General features: G+C 71.5%; 18 protein-coding genes and 2 pseudogenes. 5 read left to right on the top strand and 15 right to left on the bottom strand.

Going from position 1 to position 21123, the window contains the following annotated elements:
- Positions 1-192: 192 nt before the first annotated feature.
- Positions 193-657, top strand: coding sequence for an ATP-binding protein (locus tag V2W30_RS25840; protein ID WP_338700181.1), 465 nt, complete (start codon positions 193-195; stop codon positions 655-657).
- A gap of 78 nt (positions 658-735) precedes the next feature.
- On the opposite strand, the gene V2W30_RS25835 is transcribed toward V2W30_RS25840, so the two are convergent.
- Both V2W30_RS25835 and fdxA read right to left on the bottom strand, forming a co-directional pair.
- A complete protein-coding gene (locus tag V2W30_RS25835; RefSeq protein WP_338700179.1) occupies positions 736-1854 on the bottom strand; it encodes a bifunctional succinyldiaminopimelate transaminase/glutamate-prephenate aminotransferase in 1119 nt (372 codons plus the stop codon).
- Positions 1855-1957: 103 nt separating this feature from the next.
- Entirely contained in the window at positions 1958-2278 is a 321-nt protein-coding gene (fdxA, locus tag V2W30_RS25830; protein ID WP_111666449.1) for a ferredoxin, read from the bottom strand.
- 140 nt (positions 2279-2418) lie between these two features.
- On the opposite strand from fdxA, the gene V2W30_RS25825 reads away from it, so the two are divergent.
- Complete coding sequence (locus V2W30_RS25825) at positions 2419-3453, top strand: GNAT family N-acetyltransferase (RefSeq protein WP_338700175.1); 1035 nt, start codon at positions 2419-2421, stop codon at positions 3451-3453.
- 37 nt (positions 3454-3490) lie between these two features.
- The gene (locus V2W30_RS25820; RefSeq protein ID WP_338700173.1) at positions 3491-4333 is read left to right on the top strand and encodes a transglutaminase-like domain-containing protein; all 843 of its coding nucleotides are present in this window, start codon (positions 3491-3493) and stop codon (positions 4331-4333) included.
- Between the two features lie 44 nt (positions 4334-4377).
- Here the strand turns inward: V2W30_RS25820 and V2W30_RS25815 are convergent, their stop codons facing one another.
- The 8 genes and pseudogenes from V2W30_RS25815 to V2W30_RS25780 all read right to left on the bottom strand — a co-directional run bounded on the left by V2W30_RS25815 (position 4378) and on the right by V2W30_RS25780 (position 11810).
- Entirely contained in the window at positions 4378-5001 is a 624-nt protein-coding gene (locus tag V2W30_RS25815; protein WP_338700172.1) for a response regulator transcription factor, read from the bottom strand.
- On the bottom strand, positions 4998-6155 hold the full coding sequence (locus tag V2W30_RS25810; RefSeq protein ID WP_338703759.1) for a sensor histidine kinase: 1158 nt from the start codon (positions 6153-6155) through the stop codon (positions 4998-5000). The genes V2W30_RS25815 and V2W30_RS25810 overlap by 4 nt, the downstream gene beginning before the upstream one ends.
- An 8-nt stretch (positions 6156-6163) precedes the next feature.
- Positions 6164-6904: an ABC transporter permease gene (locus V2W30_RS25805; RefSeq protein WP_338700170.1), complete on the bottom strand. Its 741-nt coding sequence runs from the start codon at positions 6902-6904 to the stop codon at positions 6164-6166.
- The gene (locus V2W30_RS25800) at positions 6901-7809 is read right to left on the bottom strand and encodes an ABC transporter ATP-binding protein (protein WP_338700168.1); all 909 of its coding nucleotides are present in this window, start codon (positions 7807-7809) and stop codon (positions 6901-6903) included. The genes V2W30_RS25805 and V2W30_RS25800 overlap by 4 nt, the downstream gene beginning before the upstream one ends.
- A 90-nt stretch (positions 7810-7899) precedes the next feature.
- Positions 7900-10007, bottom strand: a pseudogene (locus tag V2W30_RS25795) (hypothetical protein).
- A gap of 153 nt (positions 10008-10160) precedes the next feature.
- Complete coding sequence (locus tag V2W30_RS25790; RefSeq protein WP_338703758.1) at positions 10161-10538, bottom strand: DUF6113 family protein; 378 nt, start codon at positions 10536-10538, stop codon at positions 10161-10163.
- Between the two features lie 86 nt (positions 10539-10624).
- On the bottom strand, positions 10625-11578 hold the full coding sequence (mshB, locus tag V2W30_RS25785) for an N-acetyl-1-D-myo-inositol-2-amino-2-deoxy-alpha-D-glucopyranoside deacetylase (RefSeq protein ID WP_338700166.1): 954 nt from the start codon (positions 11576-11578) through the stop codon (positions 10625-10627).
- Between the two features lie 37 nt (positions 11579-11615).
- Positions 11616-11810, bottom strand: a complete 195-nt coding sequence (locus tag V2W30_RS25780; protein ID WP_338700164.1) for a hypothetical protein — start codon at positions 11808-11810, stop codon at positions 11616-11618.
- Positions 11811-12158: 348 nt separating this feature from the next.
- Here V2W30_RS25780 and V2W30_RS25775 point away from each other — a divergent pair.
- Positions 12159-14272, top strand: a pseudogene (locus V2W30_RS25775) (prolyl oligopeptidase family serine peptidase).
- A 151-nt stretch (positions 14273-14423) separates the two neighbouring features.
- On the opposite strand, the gene V2W30_RS25770 reads toward V2W30_RS25775, so the two are convergent.
- From V2W30_RS25770 to V2W30_RS25750, 5 genes are all read right to left on the bottom strand, one after another.
- Positions 14424-15578: a dipeptide ABC transporter ATP-binding protein gene (locus V2W30_RS25770; RefSeq protein WP_338700162.1), complete on the bottom strand. Its 1155-nt coding sequence runs from the start codon at positions 15576-15578 to the stop codon at positions 14424-14426.
- Positions 15565-16548, bottom strand: coding sequence for an ABC transporter ATP-binding protein (locus V2W30_RS25765; protein ID WP_338700159.1), 984 nt, complete (start codon positions 16546-16548; stop codon positions 15565-15567). The genes V2W30_RS25770 and V2W30_RS25765 overlap by 14 nt, the downstream gene beginning before the upstream one ends.
- Before the next feature lie 5 nt (positions 16549-16553).
- Positions 16554-17531, bottom strand: a complete 978-nt coding sequence (locus V2W30_RS25760) for an ABC transporter permease (protein WP_338700157.1) — start codon at positions 17529-17531, stop codon at positions 16554-16556.
- Positions 17524-18447: an ABC transporter permease gene (locus V2W30_RS25755; RefSeq protein WP_338700156.1), complete on the bottom strand. Its 924-nt coding sequence runs from the start codon at positions 18445-18447 to the stop codon at positions 17524-17526. The genes V2W30_RS25760 and V2W30_RS25755 overlap by 8 nt, the downstream gene beginning before the upstream one ends.
- Before the next feature lie 120 nt (positions 18448-18567).
- On the bottom strand, positions 18568-20202 hold the full coding sequence (locus V2W30_RS25750; protein ID WP_338700154.1) for an ABC transporter substrate-binding protein: 1635 nt from the start codon (positions 20200-20202) through the stop codon (positions 18568-18570).
- A 150-nt stretch (positions 20203-20352) separates the two neighbouring features.
- On the opposite strand from V2W30_RS25750, the gene V2W30_RS25745 reads away from it, so the two are divergent.
- Positions 20353-21078, top strand: coding sequence for a class I SAM-dependent methyltransferase (locus tag V2W30_RS25745; RefSeq protein WP_338700152.1), 726 nt, complete (start codon positions 20353-20355; stop codon positions 21076-21078).
- The last annotated feature ends 45 nt before the right edge of the window (positions 21079-21123 follow it).

Here is a 21123-nt window from a genome sequence, read left to right as displayed (position 1 = left end):
TCAGGGGTCCGGAACGGGTGGCGTTTGCCCGTTTTTATCCGGAGCCGATAATGCGACGCATTGCCAACCCTTTACGTCGGGGACCCGCAACCTTCCTGGGCCTTGGGGCTGTTGTCACGGCGTCCGACCGCCGAGCGGCCCGAGCCGTGAGGCGGTCGGACGACCCAAGTTCTCTCCCGTCTAAGGAGCATCATGTCCCTCCCCCTGACCCGCCGGATCGCCCGTGTCGCGCTGCTCGTCGCGGCGGGAGCGGCGCCCGTGGTCGGTGCGGCCGGCTCCGCTGGCGCCGCCGAGCTCCCGGCCGCCCCCGACCTGGGTGGCGTGACCGCCCTGGACGGCGCGGGCCTGGGCAACACCGTGGACGGTGCGGCTCAGAACGTCAGCGGTCTCGCGGGCGACACCGGCAGCAAGGCCGTCAAGAAGGCCGTGCCGACGGCGGGCAAGGCGGTCGGCAAGGGCGCCAAGACCGCCACGCCGGCCGCGCAGAAGGCCGCGGGCGAGCTGGCCGGCAGCACGGGTGACGTGCTCGGCGAGACGGCCGGGACGGCGACCAAGGACGGCGTGCCGGTCGCGGGCGGCGGTCTGCCGACCGACTCGCTCACCCAGGGCGGCCTGCCGACCGACCAGCTGCCGGTCAAGGGCCTGCCGCTCGGCTGATCGCCGCCTCTCGCACCACCGGGGTGCCCGGAGCTCCTGAGCTCCGGGCACCCCGGTTTTCCGTCCGACCGCTTCCGCTCAGCCGAGGCGCTCGACCGCCGCGGCGACCCGCTCGTCCGTCGCGGTCAGGGCCACGCGGACGAAGTTCCCGCCCGCCTCGCCGTAGAAGTCGCCCGGCGCCACCAGGATGCCGAGCTCCGCGAGGTGGGCGACCGTGTCCCAGCAGGACTCGTCGCGGGTCGCCCACAGGTACAGGCTCGCCTCGCTGTGCTCGATGCGGAAGCCGTGCCGTACGAGCGCGGCGCGCAGCTGCTCCCGACGGGCCGCGTAGCGCTCACGCTGCTCGTGGACGTGGGCGTCGTCGCCGAGCGCCGCGACGACCGCCGCCTGCGTCGGGGCCGACGTCATCATGCCGCCGTGCTTGCGGATCTCCAGGAGCGGGCCGAGGACCGCCGCGTCGCCCGCGAGGAACGCCGCGCGGTAGCCCGCCAGGTTCGAGCGCTTGGAGAGCGAGTGGACGGAGACCAGGCCCTCGTACGAGCCGCCGTTGACGTCCGGGTGCAGGACGGAGACCGGGTCGGCCTCCCAGCCCAGCTCGATGTAGCACTCGTCCGAGAAGATCAGGATGCCGTGCTCGCGCGCCCAGGCCACGATGCGGGTGAGCTCGTCCTTGGCCAGCACCCGGCCCGTCGGGTTCGACGGGGAGTTCAGCCACAGGAGCTTGATGCCGGCCGGGTCGAGTTCCGTCGGATCGTCGTACGCCACGTACTCGGCGCGGGCCAGGCGGGCGCCGACCTCGTACGTCGGGTAGGCGAGGCGCGGGTAGGCGACCACGTCTTTGGACGTCGCGGTGCCCGGACCGAGGCCCAGCTGCGTCGGGAGCCAGGCGACCAGTTCCTTGGAGCCGACCACCGGCAGGACGTTGCGATGCGTCAGGTCCCGGGCGCCGAGGCGGCGTTCGCACCAGGAGACCAGCGCGTCGCGCAGCTCGGGCGTGCCCCACACCGTCGGGTAGCCGGGCGAGTTCGCGGCGTCGACCAGCGCCTTCTGGATCAGCTCAGGCACCGCGTCGACCGGCGTGCCGACGGAGAGGTCGACGATGCCGTCCGGGTGCGCCGCCGCCGTCTTCTTGTACGGCTCGAGCTTGTCCCACGGGAACGCGGGGAGGCGGTCGATGGGGGCTGGGACTGCGGACACCTGAGGGCTCACTTTCCTCGTGATGGACACATGCCACGGTCCCGTACGGCAGTCGAAGCCGTACGGGACCGGGGCAGCGCCTGTGCGTACCGCTACTGCGGAATTACTGGTTCTGCGGCGGCAGCGCGGCGATGAACGGGTGGTCCTTCTCGATCAGGCCCATCTTCGAGGCACCACCGGGCGAACCGAGCTCGTCGAAGAACTCGACGTTCGCCTTGTAGTAGTCCTTCCACTCCTCCGGAGTGTCGTCCTCGTAGAAGATCGCCTCGACCGGGCAGACCGGCTCACAGGCACCACAGTCGACGCATTCGTCCGGGTGGATGTACAAGGACCGGGAGCCCTCGTAGATGCAGTCGACCGGGCACTCCTCGATGCACGCCTTGTCCTTGACGTCGACACAAGGCTGCGCGATGACGTAGGTCACGCTGTCGTTCCTCCTCGATAGGGCGCTGGCGGGCCTCCACAGGCTCCGCCGCCTGGCGCGCGGGAGCGCGGCGTCGTCGATGCCCGCCCCTAGTATCTCCGTTCCTGGGCATGATCCGAACAGGAGGGGTGGACCGAGCTGTGGAATTCACTGCGGGCGGACGGCTCGAAGTCCGTATCACCGGCGCTGACGTGGGAAAACGTGTGTCCGTGCGACGGGTGAGTGAGGAGGGCCCCGCGGGTCGGATGTTCACCGACACCGTCGGAGTTCTCACATCGTGGAACGACGGTGTGCTGCTCATCACACGCAGGGGCGGCGAGCGGGTCGCGATCGACGAGTCGTCGCTGGTCGCCGGGAAGGTCGTCCCGGCCGAGCCGGCGCGTCGCCGGGGGCCCTCGGCGACGTATCCGGAGCTCGCGCGGATCGCCTCGCGGGCCTGGCAGCCGATCGAGCGCGAGCCCCTGGGCGAGTGGGAGCTGCGGGCCGCCTTCCAGGACGGGCCCGGGGCCGGACGGCGCCAGGGCTTCACGCGCCGCGCCAACTCCGTGCTGCCCCTGGGCGACCCGGGCCGTCCGCTCGACGACGCGCTCGCCCACGTACAGAAGTGGTACGAGGACCGGGGGCTGCCCGCGTACGCGCAGACGGCGACCGGGGCGCGGGGGACGCAGGAAGTGCTCTGCGCCGAGTTGGAGGCGCGCGGCTGGGTGCGGGAGGTGAGTGCCGAGCTGCGGATCGCGGCGCTCGCGCCGATCGGCGACGCGGCGGACGATCCCGGGGTGGTCCTGAGCCGGGAGCCCGGGGAGGCGTGGCTGGGGCGCTACCAGCGCAAGGGTGCGGACGAGGTCGCGCGGAAGGTGCTGTGCGCCGGGCCCTCGGTGTGGTTCGCGACCGTGCCCGGCGAGGGCGAGGTGCCCGCGGCGATCGGGCGGTGTGTGGTCGACGGGCGGTGGGCCGGGTTCGCCGCTGTCGAGGTCGACCCCGCGCAGCGGCGTCGGGGGCTCGCGACGCGGGTCATGACAGCGCTGGCGCGGCGGGCGCTCGACGAGGGCGCGTCGGCGGCCTGGCTCCAGGTGGAGAGCGACAACGACGCGGCGCGCGCCCTGTACGAGCGGATGGGTTTCGCCACACATCACGCTTATCACCACTACCGTGCTCCGGAACGGCGCGGCGGCTGACCCGCTATCGATCGGTCTGAGAGGGCACGAGGCACGTATGTCCCCCCACCTTTCCCCCCGCTCCGGGGAACTTCGCCGTCGGTTCGCCGAGGAGGCGCGGGCCGAGCGGCCCGATCTGGCGCAGCTGTGCCTGCTGCTGGCGGCACAGGCGGACGGCGGCCTCGACGAGGCCGGCATGGACGCGGTGGAGATCGAACTGGACGAGCTGGCCGGGCAGTTGCCGTTCCGTCCGGGCGGGCCCAGGTCCTGGGCCACCGCGCTGGGCGAGCTGCTCGGTGCGCGGCTCGGCTTCCACGGGACGCCCGGCGACTACCAGCGACTGGAGTCGTCGCTGCTGCACGAGGTCGTGCGGCGGCGGCGCGGGCTGCCGATCCTGCTCTCGGTGGTGTGGATGGAGGTCGCGCGGCGGGCCGGGGCCCCGGTGTACGGGGTCGCGCTGCCGGGGCACTTCGTCGTCGGGTTCGGTCCACCGCAGGACCAGGTGCTCGCCGATCCGTTCGCCGGCGGGCGGGTGCTCAGCGGGCCCGACACGGAGCTGCTGGTGGCCGGGGCCACGGGCGCTCCCCTCGATCCGTCGATGCTCACGCCCGCCGATCCGCTGGAGGTCGTGCTGCGGATCCTGAACAACGTCCGGGCGTGGGCGGCGACCCGGCCCGAGCGGTCCGATGTGTCGCTGTGGGCCGTCGAGCTGTCCCTGCTGCTGCCGTCGCATCCGGCGCGGCTGCGGTACGAGCGGGCCCAACTGCTCGTGCAGCGCGGTGACTTCGTGACCGGGGCCGTCGAGCTGGAGGCGTACGCGGAGGTCGTGGCGACGGTGGACGCGGCGGCGGCCGAGCAGGTGCTCGGGCAGGCGCGGGCGGCGCGCGCGATGCTGAACTAGACCCGGCCCTTCGGGCTACCGCCCGTCCGGGAGTCGGGAAGGGCTCACAGCCAGCCCTTCTCCTGCGCGACCCGTACCGCCTCCGCCCGGTTGCGGACCGCCAGTTTCTGGATCGCCACGGACAGGTAGTTGCGGACCGTGCCCTGGGAGAGGTTCAGGGCGAGGGCCAGTTCGGCGTTGGTGCTGCCGTCCGCCGCCGCGCGCAGGACCTCGCGCTCGCGGTCCGTGAGCGGGTTCGCGCCCTCCGCGAGCGCCGCCGCGGCGAGCGTCGGGTCGATGACGCGCTCCCCCGCGAGGACCTTGCGGACGGCCTCCGCCAGCTGGGAGGCGGGGGCGTCCTTGACGAGGAACGCGGCCGCGCCCGCCTCCATGGCGCTGCGCAGATAGCCGGGGCGACCGAACGTGGTGAGCACGACGACCTTCAACTCCGGCATCTCCGCGTGCAGTTCGGCGGCCGCCTCGATGCCCGTGCAGCCCGGCATCTCGATGTCGAGGAGCGCCACGTCCACCGCGTGCGCGCGGGCCGCCGCCAGGACCTCGTCACCGCGTGCCGCCTGGGCGACGACCTCGATGTCGGGCTCCAGGCCGAGCAGCGCGGCGAGCGCCTCGCGGACCATCGACTGGTCCTCGGCGAGCAGCACCCTGATCGTCGTGTTCTCCGTGCTCATGCGGCGGATCCTACGGACGCGGCCGGGACGCGGGCCACCAGGTGGAAGCCGCGGCCGCGCGCGGCGCCGGTCTCCAGGGTGCCGCCGACCTCGGCGAGGCGTTCGGCGAGACCGGTGAGGCCGTTGCCCGCGCTGGCGCCCGCCGGGCCGCGGCCGTCGTCCTCGACGGTCAGCTCGACGAGCGGCCCGCCGAGGGTCTCGCGGCGGGTGACGTCGACGACGCAGTGCCGCGCCCGGCTGTGCCGTACGACGTTGGTGACGGCCTCACGCAGCGTCCAGGCGAGTGCCGCCTCCTGCGCGTCGGGCAGCACGGGCGCCTCGGAGGGCACCTCCGCCGCGATGCCGGCCGCCGCCAGCACGGTCTGCGCGCCCGCGAGTTCGGCGGCCAGGCGGGGGCGCCGGTAGCCGCTGACGGCCTCGCGCACATCCACGAGCGCCTGCCGGCTGACCTTCTCGATATCGGCGACCTGATCGGCGGCCTTGTCCGGGTGAGCGGGCAGCATCCGTCCGGCGAGCTCGCTCTTGAGCGTGATCAGGGAGAGGGAGTGGCCGAGCAGATCGTGCAGGTCGCGGGCGAGCCGGAGCCGCTCCTCGCTCGCGGCGAGCTGCGCGACACGGGCCCGCGCCTCCCGCAACTCCCTCGTCGTGCGCACCAGTTGCCGTACACCGGTCATCGAGAAGCCGCCGAGCAGCGCGGGGAAGACCAGGTCGAGGTCGGGGCCCGCGCCGAGCCCCAGCGCGATGACGACGATCACGGCGGTGGACGCGAGGATCATGGCCCGCGCCTGCCGTATCGGCAGCACGGCGCCGCAGGACACGGCGACGTACACGAACAGGACCAGCCACGGCTCGCCGAGCGTCACGGACAGGGCCGTGGCGAGGACGGGCAGGGCGGCGAGGATCACGTACACGACGGGGCGGGCCAGGGGCCTGTTGGTGTGCCGGAAGACCAGGGCCACGTACGTGAGCGTGAAGACGACCAGGCCGATCCAGCCGCAGACGGTGCCCGCGGTGGCGTGGTCGCCGTCGAGGAGGTCGTCGACGGGGGCGCCGAGGAAGACCAGCCACATGCCGATCCACAGCAGCTTCACGACGAACTCGCGGCGGCTCTCCGGCGTCCGGCCGATCGCCAGGTCCTCGCGCGTCCCGTTCACGGTCCCGTTCACGCCTTCAAGGTGTCCTTCCGGTACAGCCAGGCCGCGCCGCCCGCGAAGAGCAGGAAGTACGCGACGATCAGCGTGACGTCCTTGAGGTGCGGGGCGTCGCCCAGCTCGATGGCCTGGCCGAGGGCAGCGTACGCGTGCGTGGGCAGCCACTTGGCGATGTCCTGGAGCCAGTCGGGGAAGGTCGTGGTCGGCATCCACAGGCCGCCGAGGATCGACAGGCCGAAGTAGACGATCATCGTGATGGGGCGGACGGCGTCACCGGACGCGACGTAGCCGATGGCGACCCCGAGGGCGGCGAAGCAGAGGCTGCCGGCCCAGATCGCACCGGTCAGCGCGAGCCACTGCCAGGCGTCGAACCGTACGTCCTTGAAGAGCGCGGCCACGACGAAGACGACCACGATCGAGGGCAGCGAGACCACCGCGGCGCTCGCCGTCTTGGCGAGGACGTAGCCGCGCCCCGGCAGCGTGGTGAGCCTCAACTGCCGGACCCAGCCGCTCTCCCGCTCCTTCGCGATGCGCTCGCTGTTGCCCATCAGGACGGCGGTGAGCGCGCCGAAGGAGGCCATGGAGACCATCATGAACGCGGCCAGGTTCAGGCCCGTGCCGTCGACCATGGTGGAGGTGTCGGACTGGCCCGCGATCAGCAGGAACAGCACGGACGGGTAGACCACCGAGAAGAACAGGAACTTCTTGTTGCGCAGGGCGCGGACGAGTTCGAGCTTGATCAGGCTGTTCATCGGGCCTTGGCCTCCTCGGCTTCGGTGATCGCCACGAACGCCTGCTCCAGGCCGAGGCCGGCGACTTCGAGGTTGCGGGGGTAGACGCCGAGCCCGTACAGCGCGTGCACGGTCGCGTCGGCGTCGGTGGACTGGATACGGACGGTCTGTCCGGAGATGTCCACGCTGGTGAGGAACGGCAGCGCCTTGACGGCGGCGGCGTCGATCTCGCCCTCCAGGTCGAAGGAGACCTTGCGCGCGCCCGCCTTCGCCTTGATCTCGGCGGCCGTGCCGTCGGCGAGGAGGCGGCCGCGGTGCAGCACGAGGACCCGGTCGGCGATCGCGTCCGCCTCCTCCAGGTAGTGCGTGGCGAACAGCACCGTGCGGCCCTGGTCGGCCTGCTCGCGCATGGTCGCCCAGAACGCCTGGCGCGCGGAGACGTCCATGCCGGTGGTCGGCTCGTCGAGGACGATGAGGTCGCTGTCGCCGGCCGTGGCGAGGGCGAAGCGGACGCGCTGCTCCTGGCCTCCGGAGAGCTTGTTGACCTTGCGGTCGGCGATCTGCGTGATGCCGGCGCGGGCGAGCACGTCACCGGGCTTGTACGGCGTGGGGTGCAGGGCGCAGGCCAGCTCGACGAGTTCGCGGACGGTCACCTCGTCCATCAGGCCGCCGCTCTGGAGCATGGCGCCGACGCGGCCCGCGACGATGGCGTCGCGCGGGCTGGTGCCGAAGACGCTGACGTCGCCGGTGTCGGCCGGGCGCAGGCCGAGCAGCAGGTCCAGGGTGGTGGACTTGCCCGCGCCGTTCGGGCCGAGGAGGGCGACGGTCTCGCCCGGGTGCAGGTCGAGGCTGAGGCCGTCGACCGCCTTCACGGTGCCGTAGGTCTTCGTCACCCCGGTGAAGGTGACCGCTGCGGTGGTGTTCATGCCGTCATCGTCGCCGGTCGGCGGCGGTGCGCGGCAGTGTCGGGCGTCGCACGTCCCGCATGACATCTGTCATGCGGGACGTGCCGTGTCCTAGCCGGGGTTCGTCTCGATCGTGGCGATGCGCTCCGCCGGCGTCTTGCCGAGCAGCGCCTTGGCCATCGCCTGGGCGACGTCCGTGGGCTGCACCGGGGTCTTCTTGCCGGTGCCACGCGTGATCAGGACGCCGTCGAAGGTGTTCCCGTAGAGCTGCTTGAGGGCTTCGAGGTCGTACGTCTCGACGAGCTTGCCGTCGACCGCCTTCATGCCGAGGATCTTGGGCAGCGACTTGTCGGGGCCGAACTGGATGGACGCCGTCGGCCCCGCCTTGATGGTGATCAGGCCGGACATCGCGGGCTCGGCGAACTGCTTCATCTTCCGGTCGACCTCGGAGTTCGCGACCGTCGGCTCGCGCGTCGTCGTCGCGACCGGGACCGGCGTGGCCGAGCCCGTCTCGACCTGCGTCCGGTACGCCTGCTCGACCGCGGAGGTCGACTTCGCAACGTCGATGCCCTTGCCGGTCTTGCCGTAGACGGCGAAGGCCTTGCCCGGGACGAACTTGATCGTGCCGTCGCCGGAGGCGGCGGCGCCGCCCGCGGCCCGCTCCAGGGCTGCGGCGAGCTTCTCCTCGTCGACCGGCATGACCGGCTCCACGACCCGTTCGTTGCCGAACAGCGAGCCGATCACGGAGACCGGGTTGTAGTCGCTGCCCGCGGCGGCGGACACGGTGGCGGCGCTGTCCAGGGACAGGCCCGCCTGGTCCGGCTTCAGGGCGACCGTCTTGCCGTCGACCTGGAGCTTCAGGTCCTGCTCGGTGCGCTTGTGCAGGGCGTCGTCCAGCTTGGCGGTCGCCTCGTCGCGGGTGCCGCCGCCGATGTCGACGCCGAGGACGGTGGTGCCCTTGGGCACGTCCGAGTGGTTCATCAGCAGGCCCGCGCCGTACGCGACGCCGGCCACGCCGACGACGCCCGCGCCGAGCAGGACCAGCTTGCTGCGGCCCTTCTTCTTCTTCGCGGGGGCCGCGGCCGGGGCGGCCTGCACCGGGTCGGGCAGCTTCGGCGGGGTGTGCGGGGACGGCGCGGTGCCGGGTCCGCCGGGGCCGAACGGCGAGCCGGGTCCGCCGGGGACCTGCCCCGCCTGCGGGACGACCGGGATGCCGCTGGTGAGCGTGTCACCCGAGACGTTGCCCCCCGCGCCGCGCTCGGGAGCGGGCTTCTGCGGGGTCAGGATCGCGGTGTCGTCACTCATCCGGGGCGGCGTCTGCGCGCCGCCGACCAGCGGGTTGGGCGTGCTCGGCGTCATCATCGGGCCGTCGCCGGTGGCGGGGCCCGTCGTGGGCCCCGCGGGTCCGCCCTGGCCGCCGGGGCGGGGCGCGCCCGCGTCCTGGCCGCCGGAGAAGTACGGGAGGTCGCCGCCCTGGCCGTCGGGGCGCTGGGCGCGCGGGGCCGCGCCGCCGAGCGGGCCCGCGGCCAGCGCGCCGGTCACGTCGAAGCCGCCGGAGGAGCCCGAGGGACCGCCCGAAGTGCCGGAGGGCGAGCCGCCGTTGGGGCTGCCGTTCGCAGCGGGCGGCGGGGTGAGCGGGCCGCGCGCGCCGGAACCGCCGGGCGCGGGGGCGCCGGAGGCGGGGCCACCGGCGGAGGCCGCGGCTCCCGCCCCGTTCGCGGCGGCGCCGCGCGGGCCGGGGACGACGGCTTGCGCGGGGCGAACCAGTCGCTGGTCTTCTCGCCGCGCGCGGGCTTGGCCTCGGCGGGCTCGTCGGCGGCGGGGGCCGCGGCCGGACCGGGACCGGTCTCCGTCGCGCCGGCCGCGTACGCGGACAGCGCTGAGGGACGCCCGGCGGACGCGTCGGCCTCCGGGGCCTGCGCGGCGCTGTCGGCCGTGCTCGCGGACTTGCCGTCGACATCGCTCATCGGCGTACGCATCACGACCGGCGGGATCGGCCGGGACCCGGGGATGTTGATCCGGATCCGCGTCGTCAGCGTGGTCTCGGTCTTGGGCGCGTCCGGGGACTCCTGGTCGCCCGCGGGCACCTGGCCCAGCGGGTCGGCATCGCCGGACGACGGGCCCTGCGCGGACGTTCCGTACGGAGGCGTCCCCGACGGGTAGGCGGCAGCGCCGCGCCCCTGGGGCCCGGAGGACGAACTGTCAGTTTCACGACTCAAAGCAGGTTCTCCCGGTTGGCTCCGCCGCCCGTCTCGACCTCGCGCGGGCTGCTCGGCGGCGCGCACCACCATACTGGCCGCCGCAGGAAGTCACGGTGTGACGGATGGTGAATCCCGTGCGGAGGACCAGGGGTGCTGGTAATAAGTGCGACGTCACTTCCCAAGTCGGGCGGCGGACGCGGGTGGTTGCCGCGGCACGCCAAGGGTGGCGCACATCACAGCCACGGCCATCCCGCCGAGGAGGAAGAGGTAGGAGCCGAGGCCCGCGCCGAACAGGAAGTCGCCCTCGGGACGGCTCGCGGTCAGCAGGACGACCGCCACGACCCAGCCCGCGGCCGGTGCGAGGGCCCCGGATCTGGCGCCGACGAGACGGGCGCCGCCGTGGAAGAGTCCGGCCGCGCCGAGCAGCGACAGGAACAACCCGCCCGGGAACCAGCCCCCTTGGACGAGCGAACCCGCGGCACCGACGCACGCGCCGAGCACGAAGAGGACGAGGAGGACGGCGACCCGCCCCGCCGACAGGCCGCTCATGCTGAAGGGGAGGTCGACCTGCTGGGCCGGGGTCGCGCCGCCCTTGCCGGAGGCCGCCGAGGCCCGTCCGCTGCCGCCGCTGCTCATCACGCCCGCGCTCCCTCAGTGCCGTCCGCGCCCTCGACGCCCTCGACGCCCTCGAACAGGTCCTTCTCGTACGCCGATCCGGGCTCGCCCCGCACCAACTCGTAGTACTCGATGTCGAACAGCGGCTGCGCCAGCGCGTTCGACAGCGCGAACACCCGGAACCCGTCGGAGCCGTCGGGGCCGGCGGGGACCTCGGCGACATCGACCTGTGTGGCGTGCGCGGCCATCGCGGCGGCCTTCCGCCCCACGTACGCGCGGCCGTCGATCTCGGCGGTCACGCGGGTGTCATCGACGACGCCCGGGACATCGCCCACGACGGCGGCGGCGTCGAAGGGGGTGGTGTCGAGCACGTCGGCGAGGCGGCGGAACCGCTCCTCGACGACCGTGCGCGGCACGCGGTTCCAGTAGATCTTGGAGATCGTGTGCGGTTCCCCGAGATCGCGGCGGAACGCGCTCTCGGCGGCGAGGTCGGCGGCGCGCATGGCGACGCGGTGCGCCTGGATGTGGTCGGGGTGGCCGTAGCCGCCGTCCGGGTCGTACGTGACCAGGACCTGCGGGCGGACCTCGCGGACGACGGCGACGAGATGGGCGGCGGCCTCGTCGAGATCGGCGGACCAGAAGGCGCCCGGCCGCTCGTTCTGCTCGACGCCCATCATTCCCGAGTCGTGGTAGCGGCCCGGACCGCCGAGGAAGCGGTGGTCGGTGACGCCCAGTTCCTTCATGGCGGCGGCCAACTCACCGATTCGGTGCGGCCCGAGGAGATTCTCCCGGTCCGGTGCGAGATGGGCGAGTTCGTCCGGAATGACCTCGCCCTCTTCGCCGAGGGTGCAGGTCACGAGCGTGACGTGGACGCCGTCGGCCGCGTACCGGGCCATGGTGGCGCCATTGTTGATCGACTCGTCGTCGGGGTGCGCGTGCACGAGGAGCAGACGCCGGTCGGGCAGTTCCGTCATGTCACCAGACTAGAACCCTCACGGCGCCCGGCCACAGCTAGAACTTGATGTCACCGATCATGCCCGCGACGTTCGTCGTCAGCTCCGTGATCGTGGGGGCGATGGACGAGCTCGCCAGATAGAAGCCGAGGAGCACGCAGACGACCGCATGCCCGGCCTTCAGGCCGGACTTCTTGATCAGGATGAAGACGATGATCGCGAACAGCACCACGGCGGAGATCGAAAGTGCCACAGCGGTCCTCCTCCAAAGTGATCAGGGGTCAGGTCGCTCCGACCGACTCTTACCCACGCAGCGCAACGAATCATAACTATCCGTCGCCACGCATGAGTCACGCCGAGGGGGCACGGGGGCGACGGGGAGCGCGTGGGGGCGCATCAACCGCTTCCGGTCTAGGGCCTGTCTCCCGGATCCCTCCGTCCGCCCGAAGGGCGGGCCCTGCGGCGTCCGGTGCGTGCTCTCGGCGTGCCGGATGCAGGGCCTCGTACTGGATGTACTTGGCCTTGGGCCCGGTGCGGCGAGAGCGTGCACCAGACGCCGCGGGGCAGGAGGGATCCGGGAGACAGGCCCTAGGCTTCGGGGATGACCTCCGAGACGTACTCCTTCCCCCGTCGGCACGCGCGGACCCAGCGCTTCACGTTGGGTGCGCCGCGGGCGTTCACCGTGGCGCCCGACGGGGAGCGGGTGGTGTTTCTGCGGTCGTCCTCCGGGACCGATCGGGCGAACGCGCTGTGGGTGCTCGACGTGACGAGCGGTCAGGAGCGCGTGGCCGCCGACCCGGCCGTGCTGCTCGGCGGCGCGGCGGAGCATCTGTCGGCGCAGGAGCGCGCACGGCGGGAGCGCAGCCGGGAGGGCGGTGCGGGCATCGTGGGCTACGCGACGGACGCGGCCGCCGAGTTGGCGGCGTTCGCGCTGTCGGGACGGCTGTTCACGGCCGAGCTACGGGCCGGTACCGCGCGGGAACTCCCCGCCCGCGGCCCGGTGCTCGACCCGCGCCCCTCCCCGACGGCCGGCACATCGCCTACGTCGCGCAGGGCGCGCTGCGGATCGTCGGCGCGGAGGGCGAGGACGACCGGGCGCTCGCGTCGCCCGAGTCGGAGACGGTGACCTACGGGCTCGCGGAGTTCATCGCGGCGGAGGAGATGAGCCGGTCGCGCGGCTACTGGTGGTCGCCGGGGTCGGACCGGCTGCTCGTGGCCCGCGCCGACGACGCGGACGTACGGCGCTGGTGGATCGCCGACCCCGCGCACCCGGACCGGGAGCCCGCGCGCAACGCCTATCCGGCGGCCGGTACGCCCAACGCCGAGGTGCGCCTGTTCGCGTACGCCCTCGACGGCACCCGTACCGAGATCAACTGGAACCGGTCGGCCTACCCGTACCTGGCCCGCGTGCACTGGTCGGCGGACGGCGCCCCGCTGATCCTCGTGCAGGCCCGCGACCAGCTCAGCGCGCTCTACCTGGCGGTGGACCCGGACAACGGCTCGACCCGGATGGTGCACGCCGACGAGGACGACCAGTGGCTCGAACTGCTGCCCGGGGTGCCGTCCTGGTCGCCGAGCGGGCAGCTCGTGCGGATCGCCGACGAGGGCGGCGCGCGGGTCCTCGCGGTGGGCGAACGGCCGTTGACCGGGCCGCAGTTGCACGTGCGGGCCGTGCTCGACGTGGGTGACGGGGACGTCCTCGTGTCGGCGTCGGCGGGCGCGGACGCCGAGGCGCCGGAGACCGGCGAGGTGCACGTGTACCGCGTCAACGAACTGGGCGTGCAGCGGCTCACCACCGAGCCCGGCGTCCACTCCGCGGTCCGCTCCGGCGACGTCACCGTCCTCGTATCGGCGACGCTCGACGCCCCCGGCGCGCGGGTGCGCGTGGAGCGCGACGGCAAGCACGTCGCCGAGGTCGTCTCGCACGCCGAACGCCCGCTGTCGGCCCCGCGCGTGACGCTCACCGAGGCGGACGGCATCCCGTGCGCCGTGCTCCTTCCGACCTCGTACGAGGAGGGGGACGGCCCGCTGCCGGTGCTGATGGACCCCTACGGCGGACCGCACGGGCAGCGCGTCGTCGCGGCGCACAACCCGTACCTGACCTCGCAGTGGTTCGCCGACCAGGGCTTCGCGGTGATCGTCGCGGACGGCCGGGGCACGCCCGGCATCTCCCCCGGCCGCGAGAAGTCGGTCCGCGGCGACTTCACGGTGACGCTGGACGACCAGGTCACGGCGCTGCACGCGCTGGCCGAGCGGTTCCCGCTCGACCTGTCCAAGGTGGCGATGCGCGGCTGGAGCTACGGCGGCTATCTGTCGGCGCTGGCCGTGCTGCGCCGCCCCGACGTCTTCCACGCGGGCATCGCGGGCGCGCCGGTGACGGACTGGCGGCTGTACGACACGCACTACACGGAGCGTTACCTGGGCGATCCGGCGACGTCCCCGGACACGTACGCGAAGAGTTCGCTGGTGACGGACGACGGGCTCGCGGAGGCCGCCGACGAGCACCGGCCGATGCTCATCGTGCACGGGCTCGCCGACGACAACGTGGTGGTGGCCCACTCCCTGCGGCTCAGTTCCGCGCTGCTCGCGGACGGGCGCCCGCACGAGGTGCTGCCGCTGTCGGGGGTCACGCACATGACGCCGCAGGAGCAGGTCGCCGAGAACCTGCTGCTGCTCCAAGTCGACTTCCTGAAGCGGTCGTTGAAGCTGGTGTGAACGGCGACCGGGCCGGAGCGACATGGCGCGCTCCGGCCCGGTCTACGGCACCCGCACGGCCGTACGCTGCACACCTTGGTCCGCCCGTATATCGGGACCGGGTCGGCCGAGTTGCCTGTGTGTAAAGGCACGCGTCCCGGCGCGCACCGCCTCATTCGGTCGGCACGACCTGCTTCTCCTCCGCGAAGTGACAGGCCGACGGGTGCTTCGCCGGGCTGTCGCCGATCCGGAAGACGGCGGGCACGGCGAGCAGCGGCACCTCGTCCTCGCAGCGCTGCTGCGCCTTCCAGCAGCGGGTGCGGAAGCGGCAGCCCGAGGGCGGGTTGGCGGGCGAGGGCACGTCGCCGGAGAGGATGATCCGCTCCCGGTGTTCGCGCGCCTGCGGGTCCGGCACGGGCACGGCCGACAGGAGCGCCTGCGTGTACGGGTGCGTCGGGTGGTCGTAGATCTCGGCGTCGGAGCCGATCTCGACGATCCGCCCGAGGTACATCACGCCGACCCGGTCGGAGATGTGCCGCACGATCGACAGGTCGTGGGCGATGAAGACGTAGGAGAGGTCGAACTCGTCCTGGAGCTTGTCCAGCAGGTTGATGACCTGCGCCTGCACCGACACGTCGAGCGCGGAGACCGGCTCGTCGGCGACGATGATCTCCGGGCGCAGCGCCAACCCCCTTGCGATACCGATGCGTTGACGCTGGCCGCCGGAGAACTGGTGCGGATAGCGGTTGATGTACTCGGGGTTGAGGCCGACCACGTCGAGGAGGTCCTGGACCTTCTTCCTGCGGTCCCCCTTCGGCGCGACCTCGGGATGGATCTCGTACGGCTCCCCGATGATGTCGCCGACCGTCATGCGCGGGTTGAGCGAGGTGTACGGGTCCTGGAACACCATCTGGATGTTGCGGCGCACCGCCTTGAGGGCGCGGCCGGAGAGCGTGGTGATGTCCTCGCCCTTGTACTTGATCTGCCCGGCCGTGGGCCGCTCCAGGTTCACCAGCATCTTGGCGACGGTCGACTTGCCGCAGCCGGACTCGCCCACGATGCCGAGCGTCTCGCCGTGCCCGAGGTCGAAGTCCACGCCGTCGACGGCCTTGACCGCGCCGACCTGCTTCTTGATGACGATGCCCCGGGTCAGCGGGTAGTGCTTGACCAACCCCCGTACTTCGAGCAGGGGTTCGTGCCCGGACGCCGAGCCGTTCTTCGCGTACGAGGACTCGGCCTGCGCCTTGTGGAGGAGGTGCTCGGCGATCTCGCCCTCGCGCTTGAGGTCGTCCTTGCTGACGTGTCCGCCGCCTTCAACGGGCCGCATCGATCGTCTCCTTCCAGAAGTGGCAGGCGCTGCGGCGGTCCTCGGAGACCTTCGCGAGCGGGGGGACGTCGGTGCGGCACACGTCCTGAGCCATCGGGCAGCGCGGGTTGAAGGCGCAGCCCGGCGGGATGTTCAGGAGGTTGGGCGGCAGGCCCTTGATGGCGAACAGCTCCTGGCCCTTCTGGTCCAGGCGCGGGATCGACTCCAGGAGGCCCTTGGTGTACGGGTGGGCGGGCGCCTTGTAGATCTCGCGGACGGGCGCGTGCTCGACGATGCGGCCCGCGTACATCACGGCGATCTTGTCGGCGACGTCGGCGACCACGCCCAGGTCGTGCGTGATGAGGATGAGGCCCATGTTGAGCTCGCGCTGCAACTCCGCGAGCAGGTCCATGACCTGGGCCTGGACGGTGACGTCGAGGGCGGTGGTCGGCTCGTCCGCGATGATCAGGTCGGGTTCGAGCGCGAGCGCCATCGCGATCATGATGCGCTGGCGCATACCGCCGGAGAACTGGTGCGGGTACTGGCCGACCCGCTCCTTCGCGGCGGGGATGCGGACCCGGTCCATCAGCTCGACGGCCCGCGCCTTCCCCTCCTTCCTCGACGTCCCCTTGTGGACGACGAACAGCTCGCCGATCTGCTCGCCGACGGAGAGCACGGGGTTGAGGGAGGAGAGCGCGTCCTGGAAGATCATCGCCATCTCGGCGCCGCGGATCTTCCTGCGCTCGTCCTCCTTCAGCTTCAGCAGGTCCCGGCCCTTGAAGAGGATCTCGCCGCCGGCGATCCGGCCCGGCGGCATGTCGAGGATGCCCATGATCGCCTGGGCGGTGACGGACTTGCCGGATCCGGACTCGCCGAGCACGGCGAGCGTCTCGCCCTCGTCGACCGTGTAGTTGACGCCGTTGACGGCCTTGGCGACGCCTTCCCGGGTGCGGAACTCGACGTGCAGGTCACGGACTTCGAGCAACGGCATGGGCGCTACCTCAGCTTGGGGTCGAGGGCGTCGCGCACCGCGTCGCCGAGCATGATGAACGCGAGGACCGTGAGGGCGAGCGCGCCGGACGGCCACAGCAGCATGTGCGGCGCGTTGCGGATGTTCTGCGACGCCGCCGAGATGTCGATGCCCCAGCTCACCGTCGGGGGCTTCAGCCCGACACCGAGGTACGACAGGGTCGCCTCCAGGGCGATGAAGGTGCCCAGGGCGATGGTGGCGACCACGATGACCGGCGCCACGGCGTTGGGTGCCACGTGCCGCAGCAGCATCCGGGTGTTGGAGGCTCCGAGCGCGCGGGCCGCCTGGACGTAGTCGTGCTGCTTGGCGGTGATGACCGAACCGCGGGCGATGCGGGAGATCTGCGGCCAGCCGAGGAGCACCATGAAGCCGATCACCGGCCAGACCGTGCTGCTGGTGATCACCGACAGCAGGACCAGGCCGCCGAGCACCACGGGGATGGCGAAGAAGATGTCCGTGATGCGGGAGAGGACGGCGTCCCACGCCCCGCCGAAGAATCCGGCGAGCCCGCCGAGCAGGCTGCCGAGGAGCGCGACGCCGAGGGTGGCGCACACGCCGACCGTGATCGAGGCCCGCGCGCCGTAGACGGTCCGGGTGTAGACGTCACAGCCCTGGGCGTCGTAGCCGAACGGGTGGCCCGGCTGGGACCCCTGCTGGGCCTTGGCGAGGTCGCACTTGAGCGGGTTGCCCGAGGCGATCAGGGACGGCCAGATCGAGATGATCACCAGGAAGAGGATGACCAGCGCGGAGATGAGGAAGACGGGGTTGCGGCGCAGGTCCCGCCACGCGTCCGACCAGAGGCTGCGCGGGGCGTCGCCGGGGCCCTGACCGCCGCCGGGCCCGGTACCGGTGCCGAGCTCCGCGGCCTCGCTCGCGGCGAGGTCCATCGCGCCACCGGCGCCGGTCGCCGCGATGGCTCCCTGGTTCTCCTGGGGTTCAGGCATAACGGATCCTGGGGTCGAGAACGGAGTAGAGGAGGTCCACGAGCAGGTTCGCCACCAGGAAGACCAGCACCAGGATGGTGGCGAAGCCGACCACCGTCTGGGTGTTCTGTCGCAGGATGCCCTGGTAGAGCTGGTAGCCCACGCCGTGGATGTTGAAGATGCGCTCGGTGACGATCGCTCCGCCCATCAGGGCGCCGATGTCCGTACCGATGAACGTCACCACGGGAATCAGCGAGTTGCGCAGCAGGTGGCGGGTGATGACCCGGCGTCGCGGGAGCCCCTTGGCGACCGCTGTGCGGATGTAGTCGGCGCGGGCGTTCTCGGCGATCGAGGTGCGGGTCAGCCGGGTCACGTAGGCCAGGGAGACCGAGGCCAGCACGATGCCCGGCAGGATCAGCTCGTTGAACGGGGCGTCCGAGGACACCGTGGGCGACACCACTCCCCACTCGATGCCGAAGAGGTACTGGAGCACATAGCCCGTCACGAACGTCGGGATGGCGATCACGATCAGGGTGATCACCAGGACCGAGGTGTCCACCGCGCGGCCCCTGCGCAGGCCGCAGATCACGCCGAGGGTGATACCGACGACGATCTCGAAGAAGATCGCCACGATCGTCAGACGCACGGTCACGGGGTAGGCGCTGGCGAGGAGTTCCGTCACCTTCTGCCCGTTGAACGCGGTCCCGAAGTCGCCGGTGAACACGTTCCCCATGTAGGTGAGGTATTGCTGCCAGACGGGCTTGTCGAGCCCGAACTCCTTCTCCAACTGCGCGGCGGTCGCGGGATCGCACGCCTTGTCGCCGCAGAGGCCCGCGATCGGGTCGCCCATCACGTTGACCATGAGGAACAGAAGCAGCGTGGCCCCGATGAACACGGGGATCATCTGCAACAGTCGCCGGATCACATACCGACCCACCTTGCCTCCATCCCTCGGCCGTCAGGTTCCCAATAGAACCCAAGCGGATAAGTTACGCATCTCAGGACATCGGGGGCGGCATTCCGGCCGTGGACCGGCCGGGCCGCCGCCCCGACGGGGTCAGTTGACCTTGATCTCGTTGTAGACCGGGACGCTGAACGGGTTCAGCGTCACGTTGGAGACCTTGTCCGAGTAGCCGGCGCTGCCGTTCTGGTACCAGAGCGGGATGGCCGCCATGTTGTCCCTGACGACCTCCTGGGCCTGCTGGAAGGTCTTGACCGCGGTCGCCGTGTCGGCCTCGGCGTTCGCCTTGTCGACGAGGGAGTCGAACTCCTTGTTGGACCAGTGGCCGTCGTTGGACGAGGCGTTGGTGTAGTACAGCGGCTGCAGGAAGTTCTGGATGAGCGGGTAGTCCATCTGCCAGCCGGCGCGGAACGGGCCCGTCATCTTCTTGTCGGTGATCTTGTTGCGGAAGTCCGCGAACGTACCGGTGGGCGCGCCGACGCAGGCCTTGTCGTTGTCCAGCGCGTTGTTGATCGAGTTGCAGACCGCGTCCACCCACTCCTTGTGGCTGCCGGTGTCGGCGTTGTACCCGATGGTGACCTGCCCGTTCGGCAGCCCGCCGCCCTCCTTGACCAGCTTCTTGGCCTCGGCCGGGTTGTAGTCGCAGTAGTCGCCGCACAGCCCTTCCTTGTAGCCGCCGTCCGCGCCGAGCACGGGCGAGGTCCAGTCGGTGGCCGGGGTGCGGGTCTTCTCGAAGATCGTCTCGGTGATCTGCTTGCGGTTGATCGCCATCGACAGGCCCTTGCGGACCTTGTCGCTGTCCGCCTTGTTCCAGTCCGAGTCGTAGAACGGGAAGGCGAGCGTCTGGATGATGCCGGCCGGGGTGTTGATGTATCGGCCGCTGAGGTCGTTCTCCACGTTCTTGAGCTGCGAGGCGGGGATGTCGTCGACCAGGTCGAGGTTGCCGGCCGTCAGGTCGGTGTAGGCGGTGTTGTTGTCGGTGTAGACCTTCAGGTCCACGCCGCCGTTCTCCGCCTTGTCGTCGCCCGGGTAGTCGTCCCACTTGCGCAGGGACATCTGGGAGCCCTTTTGGTACGAGTCCACGGTGTACGGGCCGTTGCCGATGGGCTTGCCGACCCACGCGTCGTGGTCGTCGAAGAACGCCTTGGGCAGCGGCGCGAAGGCCGCGTAGCCGAGGGTGTCGGGCCAGGTGGAGAACTTCTGGTTGAGCTTGACCGTGAAGGTGTTGTCACCGGTGACCTTCAGGCCGGAGAGGGTGTCGGCCGACTGGCTGCCGGAGTCCGGGTGCACCTTGTCGTAGCCGTCGATGTACCCGAAGAAGTACGCGTTCTTCTGGTTGTTCTTCAGGCTCGCGCCGTAGTTCCAGGCGTCCACGAAGGACTTGGCGGTGACCTTCTCGCCGTTGGAGAACGTCCAGCCGTCCTTGACGGTGATCGTGTAGTTCGTCTGGTCGGAGGTCTCGATCTTCTCCGCCAGCATGTCCTTGGCCTCGCCGGTCTTCGGGTCGTACCGCTTCAGACCCCGGAAGATCATGTCGAGCACCTTGCCGCCCTGCACCTCGTTGGTGTTGGCGGGTTCGAGCGGATTCTGCGGGTCACCCCACGAGGAGCGCACGACTCCGGAGCCGTCACCACCGCCGCCTCCGCTGTCGCCGCCTCCACCACAGGCCGTCGCCGTGAGTGCGACGGCCACCGCAACAGCGGCCCACTTGGCGTGCGTGGCTCCACGCATGGAGTGCCTCCTCTTCACCGTTCACCTGACACGTACGCCTAAATATCGACCCACACCGGACATATCGCACTCTGGCTACGGCCTTACGGGAACCACGGCCGCGCGGGAAATGCCTCGCGGCGGTCGGGTGCGGCGGGAAATGATCGCCCGATGGTCGACCACGCCTTCGATGACACCCGCCTCGCCCGCCTCTACGACGCCCTGAACCCGTGGGCCCCCTGCGACGACTTCTACCTGGACCTGGTGCGCGGCGCCGGGTCGGTGCTCGATGTGGGGTGCGGTACGGGGGCCCTGCTGATCCGGGCACGCGAGGAGGGGCACGCGGGGCGGCTCGTCGGGCTCGACCCGGCGGCGGGCATGCTCGCCGTGGCGCGCGAGCGGGGCGGATCCTCCGTCGACTGGGTGGCGGGGACGCTGGAGTCGGCGCGGATGGCGGGCGGGTTCGAGCTGGCCCTGATGAACGGGCACGCGTTCCAGGTCTGGGTCGACGACGACGAGATCCGGGCGTCGCTCGCGGCCGTGCGGGAGCTGTCGGGGGCCGGCGGGCGGTTCGCGTTCGAGACGCGGAACCCCGCGGCGCGGGCCTGGGAGTCGTGGACCCCGGACCGCTGGGTGGAGGTGGACGGGGTGCGGGTCACGCACGAGGTGGTCCGTGACTTCGACGGGCGGACCGTCACGTTCACGACGACGTTCGCGTCACCGGCCTGGGCCGCGCCCGAGGTCAGCCGCAGCACGCTCCGCTTCCTGGCACCGGATGAGCTGGACGGGTTCCTCGGCGAGGCGGGGTTCGCGGTGGAGGCGCGGTACGGCGACTTCGACGGCTCCCCGTTCGCCGCGGACAGCCCGGAGATCATCTCCGTCTGCCGGGTGCGGTGAGCGGTGGGGTGGGTGCGTCGCGGGTGCGCGACCGGCCCGCGCCGG

Origin of the sequence: Streptomyces sp. Q6, from assembly GCF_036967205.1 — a bacterium.
Taxonomy (GTDB): Bacteria; Actinomycetota; Actinomycetes; order Streptomycetales; family Streptomycetaceae; genus Streptomyces; species Streptomyces citrinus.
This window is presented reverse-complemented; position numbering and strand designations above follow the sequence as displayed.

Coding starts and splice junctions, on each gene's coding strand:
- V2W30_RS25840 (WP_338700181.1), top strand. CDS start 193: ATGTCCCTCCCCCTGACCCGCCGGATCGCCCGTGTCGCGCTGCTCGTC.
- V2W30_RS25820 (WP_338700173.1), top strand. CDS start 3,491: ATGTCCCCCCACCTTTCCCCCCGCTCCGGGGAACTTCGCCGTCGGTTC.
- V2W30_RS25815 (WP_338700172.1), bottom strand. CDS start 5,001: ATGAGCACGGAGAACACGACGATCAGGGTGCTGCTCGCCGAGGACCAG.
- V2W30_RS25805 (WP_338700170.1), bottom strand. CDS start 6,904: ATGAACAGCCTGATCAAGCTCGAACTCGTCCGCGCCCTGCGCAACAAG.
- V2W30_RS25800 (WP_338700168.1), bottom strand. CDS start 7,809: ATGAACACCACCGCAGCGGTCACCTTCACCGGGGTGACGAAGACCTAC.
- V2W30_RS25790 (WP_338703758.1), bottom strand. CDS start 10,538: ATGAGCGGCCTGTCGGCGGGGCGGGTCGCCGTCCTCCTCGTCCTCTTC.
- mshB (WP_338700166.1), bottom strand. CDS start 11,578: ATGACGGAACTGCCCGACCGGCGTCTGCTCCTCGTGCACGCGCACCCC.
- V2W30_RS25770 (WP_338700162.1), bottom strand. CDS start 15,578: ATGCGGCCCGTTGAAGGCGGCGGACACGTCAGCAAGGACGACCTCAAG.
- V2W30_RS25765 (WP_338700159.1), bottom strand. CDS start 16,548: ATGCCGTTGCTCGAAGTCCGTGACCTGCACGTCGAGTTCCGCACCCGG.
- V2W30_RS25760 (WP_338700157.1), bottom strand. CDS start 17,531: ATGCCTGAACCCCAGGAGAACCAGGGAGCCATCGCGGCGACCGGCGCC.
- V2W30_RS25750 (WP_338700154.1), bottom strand. CDS start 20,202: ATGCGTGGAGCCACGCACGCCAAGTGGGCCGCTGTTGCGGTGGCCGTC.
- V2W30_RS25745 (WP_338700152.1), top strand. CDS start 20,353: ATGGTCGACCACGCCTTCGATGACACCCGCCTCGCCCGCCTCTACGAC.